Source organism: Niveispirillum sp. SYP-B3756 (genome assembly GCF_009495745.1).
GTDB lineage: Bacteria > Pseudomonadota > Alphaproteobacteria > Azospirillales > Azospirillaceae > Niveispirillum.
Map to the genome: position 1 here is coordinate 73,514 of NZ_WIDQ01000011.1, position 16,237 is coordinate 89,750.

Annotated in this window: 12 protein-coding genes; 6 read left to right on the forward strand and 6 right to left on the reverse strand. The window is 64.3% G+C overall.

Annotated features, from left to right (window positions below; all coding sequences use genetic code 11):
* Window positions 1-12: 12 nt before the first annotated feature.
* Genes GE253_RS18745 through GE253_RS18770 form a run of 6 tightly spaced genes read left to right on the forward strand, consistent with a single transcriptional unit; the run spans window position 13 to window position 6,965 of the window.
* Window positions 13-960 carry an arginase family protein gene (locus GE253_RS18745; protein ID WP_247878743.1) on the forward strand — a complete coding sequence of 316 codons (948 nt, stop codon included), beginning with the start codon at window positions 13-15 and terminating at the stop codon, window positions 958-960.
* Window positions 957-1,817: an alpha/beta fold hydrolase gene (locus GE253_RS18750; RefSeq protein ID WP_153205681.1), complete on the forward strand. Its 861-nt coding sequence runs from the start codon at window positions 957-959 to the stop codon at window positions 1,815-1,817. The genes GE253_RS18745 and GE253_RS18750 overlap by 4 nt, the downstream gene beginning before the upstream one ends.
* Window positions 1,807-2,955: a GNAT family N-acetyltransferase gene (locus GE253_RS18755; RefSeq protein WP_153205682.1), complete on the forward strand. Its 1,149-nt coding sequence runs from the start codon at window positions 1,807-1,809 to the stop codon at window positions 2,953-2,955. Before GE253_RS18750 ends, GE253_RS18755 begins: the two co-directional genes overlap by 11 nt.
* Entirely contained in the window at window positions 2,952-4,694 is a 1,743-nt protein-coding gene (locus tag GE253_RS18760) for an ATP-binding protein (RefSeq protein ID WP_153205683.1), read from the forward strand. Before GE253_RS18755 ends, GE253_RS18760 begins: the two co-directional genes overlap by 4 nt.
* Window positions 4,695-4,696: 2 nt before the next feature.
* Window positions 4,697-6,070 carry a sigma-54 dependent transcriptional regulator gene (locus GE253_RS18765; protein WP_348770898.1) on the forward strand — a complete coding sequence of 458 codons (1,374 nt, stop codon included), beginning with the start codon at window positions 4,697-4,699 and terminating at the stop codon, window positions 6,068-6,070.
* A gap of 13 nt (window positions 6,071-6,083) precedes the next feature.
* Complete coding sequence (locus tag GE253_RS18770) at window positions 6,084-6,965, forward strand: formyl transferase (protein ID WP_173012725.1); 882 nt, start codon at window positions 6,084-6,086, stop codon at window positions 6,963-6,965.
* Here the strand turns inward: GE253_RS18770 and GE253_RS18775 are convergent.
* The 6 genes from GE253_RS18775 to GE253_RS18800 form a co-directional block, all read right to left on the reverse strand.
* On the reverse strand, window positions 6,946-8,046 hold the full coding sequence (locus GE253_RS18775) for a glycosyltransferase family 4 protein (protein ID WP_153205685.1): 1,101 nt from the start codon (window positions 8,044-8,046) through the stop codon (window positions 6,946-6,948). The genes GE253_RS18770 and GE253_RS18775 overlap by 20 nt on opposite strands.
* On the reverse strand, window positions 8,043-9,353 hold the full coding sequence (locus tag GE253_RS18780; protein ID WP_211101516.1) for a lipopolysaccharide biosynthesis protein: 1,311 nt from the start codon (window positions 9,351-9,353) through the stop codon (window positions 8,043-8,045). The genes GE253_RS18775 and GE253_RS18780 overlap by 4 nt, the downstream gene beginning before the upstream one ends.
* Window positions 9,350-10,132 (reverse strand): glycosyltransferase family 2 protein, encoded by a 783-nt coding sequence (locus GE253_RS18785; RefSeq protein WP_153205686.1) that lies wholly within the window; start codon window positions 10,130-10,132, stop codon window positions 9,350-9,352. The genes GE253_RS18780 and GE253_RS18785 overlap by 4 nt, the downstream gene beginning before the upstream one ends.
* Window positions 10,129-11,319: a hypothetical protein gene (locus GE253_RS18790; RefSeq protein WP_153205687.1), complete on the reverse strand. Its 1,191-nt coding sequence runs from the start codon at window positions 11,317-11,319 to the stop codon at window positions 10,129-10,131. The genes GE253_RS18785 and GE253_RS18790 overlap by 4 nt, the downstream gene beginning before the upstream one ends.
* Window positions 11,320-11,559: 240 nt before the next feature.
* A complete protein-coding gene (locus GE253_RS18795) occupies window positions 11,560-12,948 on the reverse strand; it encodes an efflux transporter outer membrane subunit (protein WP_153205688.1) in 1,389 nt (462 codons plus the stop codon).
* Window positions 12,949-13,195: 247 nt separating this feature from the next.
* The gene (locus tag GE253_RS18800) at window positions 13,196-16,234 is read right to left on the reverse strand and encodes an efflux RND transporter permease subunit (protein WP_153205689.1); all 3,039 of its coding nucleotides are present in this window, start codon (window positions 16,232-16,234) and stop codon (window positions 13,196-13,198) included.
* Window positions 16,235-16,237: the final 3 nt, after the last annotated feature.

Here is a 16,237-nt window from a genome sequence, read left to right on the forward strand (position 1 = left end):
GGGACAATGGGGTTGGGCGTACCGTGCCTGATATTGGACCTGGATGGGTCGCTCACCACGCAACCAGCGCTGGCGCATCAGGTGCAGCAGGGGGAGGCTGTGCTGGTGTCCGCCCGCGATCTGGGGCCGCGTCTGCGTATTGTCGGTGGGCGCCGCCGTCTGGCGGCATTGCGGCAGCGGATTGATGCGGCCTTTTCGCCAAAGGATGGCGCTGCCCCGCTGATCTTCTACGGGTCGGGCGACTTCCACCATCTGGCGGCGTTTTTCCTGCAGACGGTGCGCGAACCGGTCACGGTGCTGCATTTCGACAATCACCCGGACTGGACGGGTTTTCCCGCCACCTGGAACTGCGGCGCCTGGGTGAACCGGGCGCTGGAGAACCCGCTGGTGCAGCGCATCGTCACCATCGGGCCGGCCAGTGATGATTTCGTGCGCCCGGAATGGCAGTTCGCCAATCTGGAGGCAGTCCGTTCGGGTCGGCTGGAGGTGCATCCCTGGCACGCCGAACCCAGCCGCATCTGGGGCCGGCCGGTCGATGGTCCGGGCTGTGGCACGCGTGACGGGGCCATCCACTGGCATAATCTGGACAATGCCGACTGGGACGCGTTCTGCGACGATCTGGACCGCCGGCTGCCTTCGGGTGGCCTGTGGGTATCGCTGGACAAGGACGTGCTGACCCCGGAAGAGGCTGTGACCAACTGGGACCAGGGCGGCATGAATCTGGATGCCGTGCTGGGGCTGGTGCGCCGGTTGGCGCAAAAACGACGTCTTCTGGGCATGGATGTCTGCGGCGATTATTCGCCCCCTGTCTTCCGTGATCCATTCCGCTGGTTCCTGTCGGCCACCGACCGCGATTCCGTACAGCCGCCTGACAATACATCGAGCATCAATGACGGGACCAACCGGCGCATCCTGGCGATGGCCGATGAAATGGCCCGTGAAAGGATTTGGCCACTATGACAACCGATCGCAGCATCCATATGACCGGCAACGGGATCAATGGCGGGCGCCTGGGTCTGCTGCTGGTGCATGGGCTGGGCGGGACGCCGGTGGAAATGAAGCCGCTGGCCCGCAAGGCGCGCGATGGCGGGGCCGATGTGCTGTGCTGCCATCTGGCTGGCCATTGCGGCACGGGGGAGGAACTGGCCGCCACTCCATGGCAGTCCTGGTATGCCTCGGTTGAGGAGGGTCTGGCCCGGTTGGAACAGGATTGCGACCGGATCATTGTCGGCGGCCTGTCGATGGGGGCTCTGCTGGCCGCCCGGCTGGCAGCCTTGCAGCCGGACCGCGTGCATGGGCTGGTGATGCTGGCGCCCACGCTGCGTTATGATGGCTGGTCCATTCCCTGGTATGGTTTCCTGCTGCGTATCCTGATCCACACCCCCATTGGGCCGCGGCTTTCCTTTGTGGAAAAGCCGCCCTATGGCATCAAGGATGAACGTATCCGCGCCGCCGTGGTGCGGGCGATGCACAGTGGCGACAGCTCGGCCGCCGGCCTGCTTTCCACCCCGTCCGGGGCTATTCGGGAGATGTGGCGCCTGACTGATGATGTGAAGCCGCGTCTGGGGCAGGTGCGCCAGCCGACCCTGCTGGTTCATGCCCGCAACGATGATATTGCCAGCCTGTCCAATGCGTTCCACATTCAGCGCCATCTGGCCGGGCGGGTGGAGGCGTTGATTTTGGATGACAGCTATCATCTGGTGACTGTCGACGGGCAGCGCGATCTGGTGGCCGCCCGCGTCAACAGTTTCCTGAGGGGCTTCTCCGGGGTGTGTGCGACCCCGTCCGTGCGCGCCAAGGTGGCCAATGGCGGTTGATACCGGTCTGCGCGCCCTGGTTCTCCCCGGGATCGACCGGTTGCCCCAGGCGGAATGGGATGCCTGTTTCACCGGCGAGGCGGAGGGCTGGGCCTATCTGAAAGCCTGCGGCGGCGAGATTGCCGCCGTTATGGATGCCGATGGCCTGCTGATGGCCGCCCCGCTGTTCGAGATGGAATACAGGCTGGACACGCCCTTCCAGGAAGGCCGGGCCGCGGCGGTGGCCGGTTTCCTGTCCCGCCTGCTGCCGGGCCTGATGGTCTGGCGCCTGCTGGGTGTGGGATCGGCACTGACGGAGCGCTGCCCAGTGGCCTTGCGGCCCGGCCTTTCGCCCGACCAGCGCCTGCGGGCGGTGACCGCCTTTCTGGACCTGCTGGAGCGGGAGGCGGCGCGGCGCAAGGCGCGGCTGCTGGCGTTCAAGGATATGGCAGCACCGGAGGCGGGCTGGCTCTCCCCTCTGCTGGCGGCGGCCGGCTATACCCATATCAACAGCCTGCCCGTTGCCGCCCTGGACCTGGACGGGGTGGCCAGCGAGACCGCCTATCTGGAACGCCTTTCGTCAGGCACCCGCAAGGATATCCGGCGCAAACTCAAGGCGGCCGGCAGCCAGGTGCGTATTGAGCACCGGATGTCGGCTGGTGACCTGTTACCCCGCATCGAGGCGCTTTACGAGAGCACCCGGACCCATTCCAACCTGAGCTATGGCGATTTTGAGGAACTGCCCGCCGGATATTTCCGGAAAATTCCAGAAGCCCTGGGAGACAGGGCGCGTTTCGTGCTCTACTGGGTGGGGGATCGGCTGGCGGCATTCAACCTTTTATTGTTGGGTGACGACCGGGTGATCGACAAGTTTCTGGGGATGGAATATCCCCTGGCGCGGGACCACAATCTCTATGCCGTCAGCTGGATGGAAAATGTGCGGTTCACATTGAAGACGAGGCGCCGCCTGTTCCAGTCCGGCCAGACCGCCTACGCGTCCAAGCTTCGGTTTGGCAGCGGGCTGGTGCCTTCTGCCATCCTGGTGCGCTGCCGTATCGGCCTGTTGAACCGTTTGCTGCGGCGGCTCGCCCCCTGGCTGGCCTTTGATCGTTGGGATCCGGAGTTGAAGGCACGCAACGCCAGCGGGGAAGGGGCATGAAGATCGGCTGGAAGGCGTTTGTCTTGTCATTCCTGCCGGATATGCGGCTGCGCTGGCGGCTGGTCATTGCCTTCGTCCTGGTCAGCGTCGTACCGGTCTTGCTGGCCTGCTATATCGCGGCCGACATTATTTCGGCGTCCTTCGCCTCCAACATGGAGAACTGGCTGGAGGAATCGGCCCGTTTCTTTGCCGAACAATCGGTGAGCGATGAGACGGAGGCGCGACAGGCCGCCAGCATCATGGCGGCGACGCTGGGGAACCGTGGCCTGGATAAGGGGCCGCTTAATTTCAGCGCGCATCTGTTGAATTCGGCCGGCTTCGATGCGGTGGCCGTCTACGATGCCAGTGGCAATCTGCTGTTCTCCAACGGCCCCGTCGGGCGTGGCAGTAGCCTGCCCAAGGGAGAACGCAGCGGCTTTTTTCTGGTCAGCGATGATGAAGGCCGCCCCGTCCTGTTGATGGGGGCCACACGCCGGTTCGAACGGGATGGGCAACGTTATTACGCCCTGGTGGCCGACCGCTGGGACGGCATCATGATCAATATGTCGGACAGCGTCCCCGGCCTGATGATCGAGGTTTTTGCCATTTCCAGTAATGGCACCGTACTGGCGAATGGCGTGACGGCACATCTGCCGCCAGGGGTGCGGGAAAGGTTGGCATCGGGTGCGCGCAGTCTGCTGGCACCCCCGGTGGAAGATGATGGCCATCTGGCTACCGGCTTTGCGCCTTTGCGTGATCTGGATGGGGCGCTGGTGGGCATCGTTTCCAGCCGGCTGGCCAACCAGTTGTCCATGCTGGCCCATGTGCGCACGCTGGAACTGTTTCTCGCCCTGTCCGGTGGTGCGGCGCTGATTTCACTGTTGGTGGCGCTGACGCTGTCCAAACTGATCTCCCGCCCCCTGGCGCTGCTGAACCAGGCCTTGCGCCATGTGCGGGAGGGGGATTTCAAGGCGCGTGTGCCCGTGGCCGGTGGTGGGGAACTGACTGAGCTGTCGGCAGGTTTCAATGCCATGGCGTCCCGGCTGGAGGTGATGCGCGAGCGTGAATCCCTGGTGCGGCGACGCGAACAGCTGGCGACGCTGGGTGAGGCGGCGGCCGTTCTGGCCCATGAAATCCGCAACCCGCTGGGGATTATCAAGACATCCAGCCAGGTGCTGCGGATGAAATCTGCCCTGCCACCGGACAGCGACCGGCTGGTCGGCTTCGTGCTGGAGGAGGTGGGGCGGATCGATCATCTGGTGCAGGAATTGCTGGATTTCGCCCGCCCGCGCGTCCTTTTGCGTCGGCCGGTCGATGTGGCGCTGGAACTGGGCAATACGCTGACCTTCGCTAAGCATGATCTGGAGCAGCGCAGCATTGTGGTGGAAAGCGCCGGCCAGCCCGGTACCTTCATCATCCAGGCCGATGCCGAACAACTCCACCAGGTCTTTCTGAACATCATCCTGAATGCCATGGATGCCATGCCCCAGGGGGGTATCCTGACCACGCGGGTGGAACGGGAGGGGGAGTTGGTGCTGGTCAGTATCACTGACACGGGCAAAGGCATCGATCCGGAGGTGCGGCAGCGCCTGTTCGAACCGTTCGTCACCACCAAGCCGCGCGGCACGGGCCTGGGCCTTGCCCGCGTGCGCCATATTGTCGAACAGCATGGCGGAACCGTCTTTTGTGAAAGTGAATCAGGTGTGGGCACCTGTTTCACCCTGCGGCTGCCTTTAGCACCGCTGGAGGAGGGGAGGTAGGCGTGATCCTGATCGTCGATGACGAGACGCGGCTGGGGGAGGTGACGGCGGCAGGGCTGCAAGCCCGCGGTTTTGAAGCCCATGCCGTGGATAATGTGGCCGCTGCCCTGGCATTTCTGGATGAAAATGATGTTCGCTTGGTGCTGAGCGATCTGCGGATGCCGGGTGCTTCCGGACGGGATCTGCTGAACCAGTTGCAGGTGGCGCGGCCGGAACTGCCCGTCATCATCATGACGGCCTATGCCTCGGTACGCGATGCCGTGGCGCTGATCCGTGAGGGGGCCTTCGACTATGTCGCCAAACCCTTTGAAATGGACGATGTCGTCGCCACCATCAGCCGGGCGCTTAAACTGCGCGATGCGGAGGATGATAATCGTCGTCTGCGCCAGGAGCTGCGCGACAAGTTCGATTTCGGCAGCCTGATCGGCACCAGCGCCCCGTTTCAGCAGGTGCTGAAACAGGTCACCGATGTGTGCGACAGCCGGGCCACGGTGCTGCTGCATGGGGAAAGTGGTACTGGCAAGGAACTGATTGCCCGCGCCATCCATGATAACAGCCAGCGCCGCGACAAGCCGTTCGTTGCCGTCAACTGCGCCGCCATCCCGGAAAACCTGATGGAGAGCGAGCTGTTCGGCCATGTGAAGGGGGCCTTCACCGGTGCCATTGCTGCCCGCGATGGCCGTTTCTCCCTGGCCAATGGCGGCACCCTGTTCCTGGATGAGATTGGTGATATGCCGCTGGCTTTGCAGGCCACGGTGCTGCGGGCTGTGCAGGAACAGACATTTGAGATGGTGGGCGGTACCCGTTCCATCAAGGTGGATGTCCGCTTCATTGCCGCCAGCCACCGTGACCTGCGCAAGGAGGTGGAGAAGGGCAGCTTCCGGGAGGATCTGTATTACCGGCTGAATGTCTTCCCCATCACCGTGCCGGCTCTGCGGGATCGGCCGGGGGATATTCCCGCACTCGCGGCCCATTTTCTTGCCCGTCATGCCCGCTTCATGTCCAAAAAGCTGACCGGCTTTTCCAAGCCGGCGCTGACGGCGATGGAGGCCTATCGCTGGCAGGGCAATATCCGGGAACTGCAGAACTGCATCGAACGGGCAGTTATTGTGGCCCAGGGACCGATGGTGGAGGTGGGCGACCTGCCCCCCTATCTGTTCGAGGATCGGCCGCGACTGGCCAGCGGTGCTGGTGCGGCCCTGCCAGCCAACCTGGATACCGAACTGGCGCGGGTGGAAAAGGAAATCCTCACCCGCGCCTTGCGGGAATGTGGCGGTATTCAGGCCCGTGCGGCGGAGCGGCTGGGCATTACTGAACGCAGCCTCTGGCACCGGGTGAAGAAATTGGGTATCCGCATCACCCGCAGCACTGGGTGATGGGAGGGAAGAGATGCCGCGCCGCAAGGATATCTGGAGATGCGGTATCATCGACCGGCCTGTGGAACAGGTGTTGCGCCAGGGGCTGGCGGATCAGCCGGTCCACTGGCTGCCAGAAGAACCCCGTTTTCATTTCCTGGCCGATCCCTTTCCCTGGCGCCAGGATGGGCAACTGCATCTGTTCGCCGAGGCCTATGATTATAGCAGCCGGCACGGCACCATCGATCTGCTGACGCTTGATGCTGATTTCAGGCTGCTGGAGCGGCGGCCCTGTCTGGCGGAACCCTGGCACCTTTCCTACCCCACCGTGTTCGCGGCTGATGGTGCTGTCTGGATGCTACCGGAGGCGCACCGCTCCGGCCGCCTCTATCTCTACCGGATGCGCGACGGCTTGCATGACTGGGTGCGGGAAGCAGAGATCGGGCTGGACCGGGTGCCGGTGGATGCCACCCCGCTTTACCATGAGGGGCGCTGGTGGCTGTTCTATTCCCCGGCCGACCGGCGGGAAACCCGCATGGGGCATCTGCATGTTGCCTGGGCGGAGCGCATCACCGGCCCCTGGTATCCGCATCCGGGCAACCCGGTGCGCATCGACATGGCCTCATCCCGCCCTGGCGGTACGGCGGTGTTGATCGACGGGCGGATTATGCTGCCGACGCAAGATTGCAGCCACACCTATGGGGGCGCCTTGCGTCCGCTCTGGATCGATCGGTTGGATGAGACGGGGTTTACGGCCACGTCGGGCGCGCCGCTGGTGGTGCCGGCCTCGGCCGGGCGCTACCGGGAGGGGTTCCACACGTTGAGCAGCGGGGCTGGGGTTACCGTGATCGACGTGAAATATATCGACCGTTCGCTGGCCGGCCTCTGGCTGGAACTCAGGCGCCGGTTCCGCTGATCCGCTGCATGATGGCCTGACCGGCTGCGTTGAAGCGGCTGAGGGCGAAGCGGTCGAGGATATGTGCGCGCGCGGCACTGCCCATGGCGTGCAGCCGCCCCGGTTCGGCCAGCATTCTTCCCAGCCGGTCGGCCAGGGCTGGCACATCGCGTGGCGGCACCGTGTGACCGGTAATGCCTTCCTGAACACTGAAGGGGATCTCCCCCACGGCTGATGCCAGCACGGGCAGCCCCGCCACCATGGCTTCATGCGCAGCGATACAGAAACCTTCCGACCGGGAGGGCTGCAGATAGAGATGCAGGCCGGCCAGAAATTGCTGCGGCTGGTCAACATAGCCGGGCAGCACGATATCTGCCACCCCGCCCTGTGCCGCCAGGGCGGCCAGCCTTTCCCGTTCATCGCCTTCGCCGGCCAGGGTCAGGCGGATGGGGCAGGGTGGGGTGAAGCCCTGCTGGCGCAACAGGGCCAGGGCTTCGATCAAGCCTTCATAGCCCTTGACCGGATGCAGCCGGCCGAGGCTGCCCAATTCCAGCGTCTGCCCCGGCTGCCAGGGCGGGGCGACGGGTTGGGCCGGGTCCGCGGCAAAGATCGGCCAGGTCATCAGCCGATCTTCGCCCACTGCCAGCCGCTGCCGCGTCAAGGCGGAGACAGAGGCGGAATCCCCCACCCACAATGTCGCCCGCGATTGCAGCAGCCGCATCAAGCGGCGGTTCCAGGGTTTCAGAAAGGCCGCGTGCTGCCAGCAGATGACGGGCAGGCCCAGATAGGGCCCCAGCAGCAGCCCCAGGATGGTGGCGCGGCTGAGCGAGGTCCAGAGATGGGTGGCGCCCCAAGCCCGCACTTCCCGGTGCAGCCAGCGCAGTGCCTGCCCATGGTCGCCGGTACCGCCCTCGCGCACCAGCGGGTCCAGCCCGGCCGCCTGCATCGGCGGCAAGGCACGGCCGTCGCGGCGGGTCAGGGCGAAGACGCGCACGCTGGCCCCGGCATCACGCATTACCTTTGTAACGGCGGGCACGGGCAGGGCGGCCCCGCCGCCTTCCACGGAATTGATGATATAGGCGATGCGGGGGGCGGTGCTCATGCCTGCGCGCTCCGTTTCCAGGCCAGGATCAGCAGCAAAAGGCTGGCGGTGGCCGCCTGCCCGATGGCCTGGAGGCCGGCCCCGTCCAGCCCCTGCAGCTTCAACAGCAGTGGCAGGATGGGCAAAAACAGCAGGCTGGCCGTCAGATTGGCCGACATAGACCAGCCCGGCCGGCCCAGTGCCGTCAGTGCTGCCGTGGCCGGCGGCCCGGCCAGGGCCAGCGCGCGGGCCAGCACCAGCACCACCATCAACCCCGCCGCCCCGGCAAATTCCGGCCCGGCGATCAGCCGGACGATTTGCGGCGCGAACAGCCAGACCAGGGCAATGATGGGCAGGCTGGCCGCCAGCGCGATACCGGTGACGCGCAGCACCGTGTGGCGCAGGGCACTGCCCCCCTGTCCGCCGGCCACCATGCGGGCCATCTCCGGATAGGCGGTATTGCCCAATATCTGCGCCGGCTGGGCGATCAGCACGGTGGCGCGCTGCGCCACGGAGAACAGGCCCGCCGCCGTCGGCCCCAGCACCCAGCCAACGATCAGCGGGGCCGCCCGCCCGGCCAGCTCGCTCAAGGTGACATCGGCATTGCTGGCCAGCAGGAAGCGCCAGATGCCCGGATTATCGGCCACCGCATTGCCCGGCTCCGGGTGGTGCAGATCGCGCCCCAGATGCTGATGCGCGAACCACAGGCCCAGTGCCCAGAGCACAGCGAATTCCGCCAGTGCCGCCAGCAGCCAGGCCACCAGAAAGCCGGTCAGCCCCCAGCCGGCAAAGGCCGCCAGACCCGCACCCGTCAGCCGCACCAGCGGCTGAACCAGATTATGCAGCCCCAGCAGATCGAACCGGTTGATCAATTGCAGATATCCGGCCGGCGTGGAGCGGACGGAGCCCAGCACGGCCAGACTGTAGGGCAGGGAGAGCACCAGTGCCGTTTCCGGCCAGCCCAGCCGGGGGCCGATCAACGGCGCGCAGATGGCTGCCGTCAGGATGGCGGCCAGCCCGCCCAGCAATTCCACCCGCGCACCAAAGCGCAGCAGCCGGGCCAGCCGGTGTGTGGCTTCATCGCGGCGTGCCTCCGCCCCATAGCGGACAACGGCCTGCCAGGCGGGAAATTCCACAATGCCGCAGACGGTGGTGACATAGCCATGGATCAGCACCAGCACACCATAATCATGCGGGCCGAGGGCGCGGGTGGCGATGACCAGATAGGCCAGACTGATCAGCCCCGCCCCGGCCTTACCCCCCAGCACCAGCCCAAGCCCGCCGAAAATGCGCCGCAGCGTGCCCTGCGGTGCCCCACCCTGGTTCACGTCCAATTCTTCTCTCGCAAAGCGGCGGCAAAGGCGCGGCGGTGTTCCAGTCTCCGCCACAGGAATTCGTAAAAGAACCAATCCATCCGGGACCGGGGCATGAAGCGATAGAGCAAACGTTCGAACCTTGTCCAACTGACACAGCGCCTGTCACCCCGCCGGGGCGACGGGTGACAATAATGGCTGGCATCATAAAGCGAAATGCCCAGCCGGTGAACACGATGGATGACCTCGTGATCCTCCAGCACAAAGGGCCAGCGCTGTGTATCAAAGCCGCCGACTGCCCGCAGCGCGTCGGTACGGAAGGCCTGGGCATAGCCCCCGGCATGGCAGCGGTCACGGTGCAGGCGGGCCTTGCCGAGGATACGGTTCATCCGCCTTTTTGCCGCCGCGCTGTCTGCCGGATCGTAGAGGTCAATCGCCATGACGGCCGTCGCATCGGCGCGGCCGGCAAACAGTTTCAAACAATTGGCGACGTAGCAGGGCGGGTAATGGGTATCGGCATCGCAGATGGCCACATAGGGGGTGGTGACCAGTGACAGGCCGACGGTCAGGGCATTGGTTTTCCCCGGTGTGGCCACCGGCACGATCCTGGACATGCCCGCATCCCAGCCGGCCAGATGCTGCTCCGCCTCCAGCCGCCCGCCGTCGGTGGAGCCATTATCCAATAAAATCAGATGGAAACGCTGATCCTTCTGCGCGATGAGGCTGTCGATGGTCGACCCGATCCAACCTTCTTCATTGAAGAAGGGCAGCAGGATGGTGATCAGCGCGCTCATGCAATAGCGCCAGATGACCCAGGCCGCCCGGATGCCTGGTCCGCCAGTCGCATCAGAGCCTCCGCCGCCCGGTGAGAGGACGGGCGATCATCCAGATCGAAACTGCGGGCGAACATCTGCTGCTGCACGGGCAGATAGTCGCCCGCATGGCTTTCGAACGCCCGCTTCAGCCCGGTCGCCAGTTGCGCCGGGCTGTCAATCACCGGGCCGGCCTGCCAGTGGGTGTAATTGGTGTCTTGCCGCCAATCCACGCCCTGGCTGTTCAAGAACAGGCAGGGGCGTGGCCGCAGCAGGAATTCATAAATCTGGCTGCTGACATCCCCCAGATAAAGATCGGCCATCAATGTGTAACTCATATCCGTGCAAGCACGGCTGCCCAGATCAATATGGATGTTGGGCGACTTCAGATAGCGCTCGTCAATACGGCCCGGCCGATCCAGCCGCAGCTTGTCGATGGTCATCACGAACTTGCGCTCGAACAGCATGACATGGGGGGCGAAGATCAGTTGGTAATCATCATTCCCGACAAAGAAATCCAGCACCTGCCGCCCATGTTTGAACCAGGAGGAGAGATGGGCGGAACAATGCGGATTGTAGAACACCACCGGCTTGTCGTTCTGCACCGGAAAGCGGGTGACGCTGGGATTGAGCGTGTCGAATTTCGGATAACCGACAATGCTGATCCGTTCCGCCGGAACGCCCGCCTCCGCGATCAACCGTTCCTTGATCTTGGGGCCGGAGCACAGCACATGGTCGAAACCGGCACTGGCCTTGTCAAAGCCGATGGCCCGGTCGCCGGCCCCATGGCGGGTATGGACGATTTTCAGATTGGTCAGCCCGTAGTGCTTTTTCAGCACCAGGGAGGTCTTTTCCGCCACCACCATAATGTCCAGGCTGCGGAAGAAATCCAGATTATCGCCATAGATCAAAAGCTTGCGGGACGGTATGGCGAATTCCAGCAGGCGCGACAGGGTCTGGGATTTTCCCTTCAACTCCAGCGCCACATGCTGGATGCTGCGCCCGATCCGGTCGCCGCCCAGGCGCAGAACCTCACGCTTCATCCGTTCTGTGGTGGTGGCAACAATGATCTCACCGGCGAAACCAGCATCGGCCAGCGCAATGGCGATAGGAAGGCTGTGCGCGACCTGATGAATTTGGTCATGGTTGAAAAGAAAGCCGATACGCATCGTGATTCTCTGACCGGGTATTTCAATGTGATTGCGGGCAGTTTATTCTGTCGGAGAAAAAATTCCTAAGAACAGCACCGCCTTCAATATCCATTGCGCCGCCGGACTTTATATCGCGCCCTTCGTAAAAGTCACCCCCTCTTTTGGGGGCGAAAAAATGCCCCAGATTGGAAACAATTCATAATATCGGCAGGAGAAAAGAGGGGCCGGCATGGCGGCCCCTTGTGATCCTTTTTCCGATTATTTCCAGGTCTCTTCTCCCCCCAGTGCCTTGTAGAGGGCGACGGCGTTGACGATATTTTCGGCTTGCAGGGCGAGCAGGGCCTGTTGGGTCATCTGCAGCTGCCGCTGGGCATCCAACAGTTCCAGCCGGCCTTCCAGCCCGGCCTTGTAACGGGCTTCCGCCATGGCCACGCCGCGTTTCACCTCGGCCACGGTGCGCTGCTGGGCATCAATCTGGGCGTCCAGCGTGGCGCTGCCTGCCAGCCCGTCGGCAACCTCGCGGAAGGCGGTCTGGATGGCCTTTTCATATTGGGCGACGGCTTCGTTGCGCCGCACCTTTGCCAGGTCCAGTTCCCCCTCCAGGCGGCCACCATTGAAAATCGGCAGGGCCAGCCGGGGGGCGAAGCTCCAGGTATTGTTGGTGGGGTTGAAAAGCGATCCCAGGGCCGAGGAGGTGAAACCGACAGCGGCTGTCAAGGACAGGCGGGGGAAGAAGGCGGCCCGGGCGGCCGCCACATCGGCATTGCTTGCCTGCAGCACCTGTTCGGCCTGCCGGATATCCGGCCGGTTCAGCAGCAGGTCGGAGGGAAGACCGGCCGGCAGCCGGGTCACCACCGGATTCTGGTCCAGCGCCAGGGCGGGGGGCAGGTCGGCCGGCAAGTCGGCGCCCACCACCAGGCGCAGCGCATTGTCCGCGCGCAGCACGGCCCGTTCGCGCGCGCGTAGATCCGCTTCGGCGGCAGAGACCTGGGCCTGGGCGCGGACAACATCCACCTCGTTCCCAGTGCCGCTGCGCCAGCGCGCGCTGGCCAGTTTCGCCGATTGTTGCCAGTCCGCCAGGGTGCTTTGTGCCAGCGCCTGCTGTTCAACGGCCAGCCTCTGGGCAAAATAGCTATCGGCCACAGCCCCGATCAGCGTGGCCCGTGCCGCCCGGTAGCCTTCCTCGCTAGCCAGATAACGGGCGGCGGCGGCCTCCGTCATGGCCCGGACGCGGCCGAACAGATCAATCTCGAACGCATTCAGGTTAATGCTCAGATTGTTCTGCAGAATCATCTCCGGCTTGCCCTTGCGCTGCACCCGGGTGCGTTCCACGTTGGAGGAGGTCTGGAGGTCGATATCGGGTTGGGTCGCGGCATTCTGGATGTTGTTCTGTGCCCGCGCCGTTTCGACATTCAGCAGGGCTAGTCGCAGGTCACGGTTATTCTCCAGGGCCAGATCGATCACCCGCAGCAGGCGCGGGTCGTGGAACATCTCCTCCCGCGCCAGCCGGTTGCTGCCGGCATTCTCATTGGCTGTCAGCGCCGGGGTGAAGGCGGCGGGAATGGGCGGCTCCGGCTTTTCCAGCGGGGCCACGGTCTTGCAGGCGGAGACGGTCAGCATCAGGGCGACCAGGATGGGCAGGCGCATGGGATCGGTCCTTGGACCAGGGAACGGGGCCACCTGCCGCCCGGTGACCCTGGATTGGGTCCGCCGGGCGGCAGGTCTGAAGGAGCAGGTCATACCAAGTTGCGACGAGCAGAACGCATCGCAACTTGGTACGGCGGCGACCGCCGCCGCGCGGCCCGTGCCGCGTGAAGCCAAGCCAACGGATGTTGGCGCCGGCGTTTGAGGGCCATGATCAGAACCGATCGGTTCTGATCATGGAAACAGAGTATCAGAGCAGACGACGCAGACGCGGCACCAGCCACTCCTCGGCATCACGCACGTAATCGAACAGGACCGGTACAAAGATCAGGCTGAGCGCGGTGGAGGAGATCAGCCCCCCGATCACCGCAATCGCCATGGGCTCGCGGAAAGCCGTATCCAGGCCGATGCCCAGCGCGATGGGCAGCATCCCGGCCAGCATGGCCAGCGAGGTCATGATGATCGGCCGGGCCCGGACGGTGCAGGATTCGATAATGGCCTGCCGCCGGTCGACCCCGTTGCGGATACGCTCCACCATGTAATCCACCAGCAGGATGGAGTTCTTGTCGGCAATGCCCATCAACATCAGGATGCCGATGGCGGCTGACATGTTGAGATCGGTGTCGGTCAGCAACAGGGCCAGAAAGGCCCCCCCGACGGAGAGTGGCAGCGCCGCCATCCGGGTCAGCGGCTGAATCCAGTCCTTGTAGAGCAGAACCTGGATGACATAGACCAGCATCAACCCGGCGACGATGGCTTCCAGAAAACGGTTGAACAGATCGGTCATCTCCTCCCCATCGCCGCCATTGCGGACATCGACGCTGCGGGGAAGATTCTCCATGGCCGGAAGATCATTGATCAGTTCCAGCGCGTCCCCCAGCGACAGGCCGTCCACATTGGCTTCCACCGCGATCTTACGGCGCCGGTCATAGCGTTCGATGCTGGCAGGGCCCGCCCCGAACCGGATGCTGGCGACCTCAGAAAGCGGCACCGACCCGCCGCCGGCCGTGGGAACCCGCAATTCGCGCACCGTCTCCAGCGTCGTCTCCGGTGCTGCCGCCAGCCGGACCCGGACAACCAACTGGCGGCCACTATGGTTGAACTTGGCCAGGTTGGCGTCGGTATCGCCGATGGTGGCGATATTCACGGCATCGCTCAGTGCCTGAACGCTGATGCCCAGTTGGGCTGCCTTGGCGAAATCGGGCGTGATGACGATTTCCGGCTGTGACACCGGAGCGGTGCTGCCCACCGAATTGATGCCGTCAATACCGCGCATACCGCGTTCGACGGCCTTGGCCGTCCGGTCCAGGGCCTGCGTATCCTCGCTGGTCAGGATGATGCTGATATCCTTGCCACCGGAGGAGTTGGAGAAGCGGGCGCGGACGTCCGGCACTTCCGACAGGGCTGGCAGGACGAGCCCTTCAAATTCACGCTGGCTGATATCGCGCTCCTTGGGCGGAACGAGCTTGATCTGCAGGCTGGCAACATTCACCCCCTGCTCAGCCCCGGCATTGGTCAGCACATACAGTACTTCCGGCCGTTCGCGCAGGATGTCGGCCATACGCTGCGCGGTGGCATCCGTCTGGGCCAGGGTGGAACCGCGCGGCAGTTCGATGGTCAGCGTCGACTGAGAATAATCCTCGTAGGGCAGATAGCCGGTCGACAGCAGGGGGATCATGCCGAAGGACAGGGCGACGCTGGCCGCCGCGATCAGCAAGGTCACGGCGCGATGATCCAGCGTCCATTCCACCAGCCGCCGATAGCGGGCACCCCAGCGCCCTTCAACCGGGCCCTGATGGGTGGCCGGTGCGCGCAGCAGATAGGCTGCCAGCATCGGCGTCAGCAGCCGGGCCACCACCAGGGAGAAGAAGGCCGCCACAGCCACCGTCACCCCGAACTGCACGAAGAATTGACCGACCACGCCGCCCATGAAGCTGACCGGCATGAAGACGGCGCAGATCACCGCCGTGGTCGCCACCACGGCCAGCCCGATCTCATCGGCGGCGATCATGGCGGCAGCATAGGGGGTCTTGCTCGGATCATCCGCCATGTGGCGATGGATATTCTCAATCTCCACAATCGCATCATCCACCAGCACGCCGGTGACCAGGGAGATCGCCATCAGGCTGACAAGGTTCAGCGAATAGCCCAGGAAATAAAGCGCCAGGAAGCTGGGGATGATGGAGAGCGGGATGGTGATGGCCGCCAGCGCCGTCGACCGCCCGTCGCGCAGGAACAAAAAGACGGTCAGGATCGTCAGCACCGCCCCTTCGAAAAAGGTGTAGAGGGTGGAACTGAAGCTGGTCTGGGTGAAATCGACCAGGGAAAACAGCTCGGTGAAGGTCACGGCCTTGTTGTTGGCCGCAATATCGGCCAGCGCTTCCTGCACGGCGGCACCCACCGTCAGCTCGCTTGCCCCTTTGGCGCGGAACACCGCGAAGGTGACAGCCGGCTTGCCGTTCAGGGTGGTGATGGAGCGGGGTTCGGCCCCACCATCGGTCACTGTGGCAATCTCCCCCAGCCGGGCACCGCGCCCATTGCCCAGATTGATCCAGGTCTGGCGCAGCGCCTTCACGGACTGGACGCCACCCAGGGTACGCAGGCTGTATTCCGTGCCTTCCTGCACCAGCCGGCCGCCCGGCAGATCGATATTGGTCTGGGCCAGCTGGCGACTGACATCGGCGGCGGATACACCGAAGGCGGCCAGCCGGGCCGGGTCCAGCGTCACCGTCACCTCATGGTTGATGCCGCCATAGCGCTGTACCTTGGCAACGCCGGGTAAGGCCAGCAGCCGGCGATTGACCGTGTCATCGACGAACCAGGACAGTTCCTCCGGCCGCATGGAGGGCGCCTCGACACCGAAGGAGAAGATGGCCCCGCCATCCGCCTCTTCCCGCCGCACCTGCGGTTCCAGGATGGAGCGCGGCAGCTGGTCGCGGATGCTGGCCACGGCGTCGCGCGAATCATTGGTGGCCCGGTCGTAATCCGTGCCCAGATGGAATTCGACATTGGTGATGGACGAACCCTCGGCGATGGTGGAGGTGATGTGCTTCACCCCCGACAGCCCCGCCAGGGCGCCTTCGACGCGTCGGGTGATCTGGATTTCGATTTCGCTGGGGGAGGCCCCGGGTTGGTTGATGATGACGCTGACGACCGGCACCACGGCATTGGGCATATTGGTGACGGGAAGCTGCCGGAACGCGATCAGGCCGGCGACTGTCAGCACCAGAAACAGGACGATGGGCGGAATCGGATTGCGGATGGCCCAGGTAGAGATCGGCATGGACATGGC

Excerpts from the sequence above, each read along its gene's own strand:
- GE253_RS18750 (WP_153205681.1), top strand. The coding sequence starts at position 957 with ATGACAACCGATCGCAGCATCCATATGACCGGCAACGGGATCAATGGC.
- GE253_RS18755 (WP_153205682.1), top strand. The coding sequence starts at position 1,807 with ATGGCGGTTGATACCGGTCTGCGCGCCCTGGTTCTCCCCGGGATCGAC.
- GE253_RS18760 (WP_153205683.1), top strand. The coding sequence starts at position 2,952 with ATGAAGATCGGCTGGAAGGCGTTTGTCTTGTCATTCCTGCCGGATATG.
- GE253_RS18770 (WP_173012725.1), top strand. The coding sequence starts at position 6,084 with ATGCCGCGCCGCAAGGATATCTGGAGATGCGGTATCATCGACCGGCCT.
- GE253_RS18775 (WP_153205685.1), bottom strand. The coding sequence starts at position 8,046 with ATGAGCACCGCCCCCCGCATCGCCTATATCATCAATTCCGTGGAAGGC.
- GE253_RS18785 (WP_153205686.1), bottom strand. The coding sequence starts at position 10,132 with ATGAGCGCGCTGATCACCATCCTGCTGCCCTTCTTCAATGAAGAAGGT.
- GE253_RS18790 (WP_153205687.1), bottom strand. The coding sequence starts at position 11,319 with ATGCGTATCGGCTTTCTTTTCAACCATGACCAAATTCATCAGGTCGCG.
- GE253_RS18795 (WP_153205688.1), bottom strand. The coding sequence starts at position 12,948 with ATGCGCCTGCCCATCCTGGTCGCCCTGATGCTGACCGTCTCCGCCTGC.
- GE253_RS18800 (WP_153205689.1), bottom strand. The coding sequence starts at position 16,234 with ATGTCCATGCCGATCTCTACCTGGGCCATCCGCAATCCGATTCCGCCC.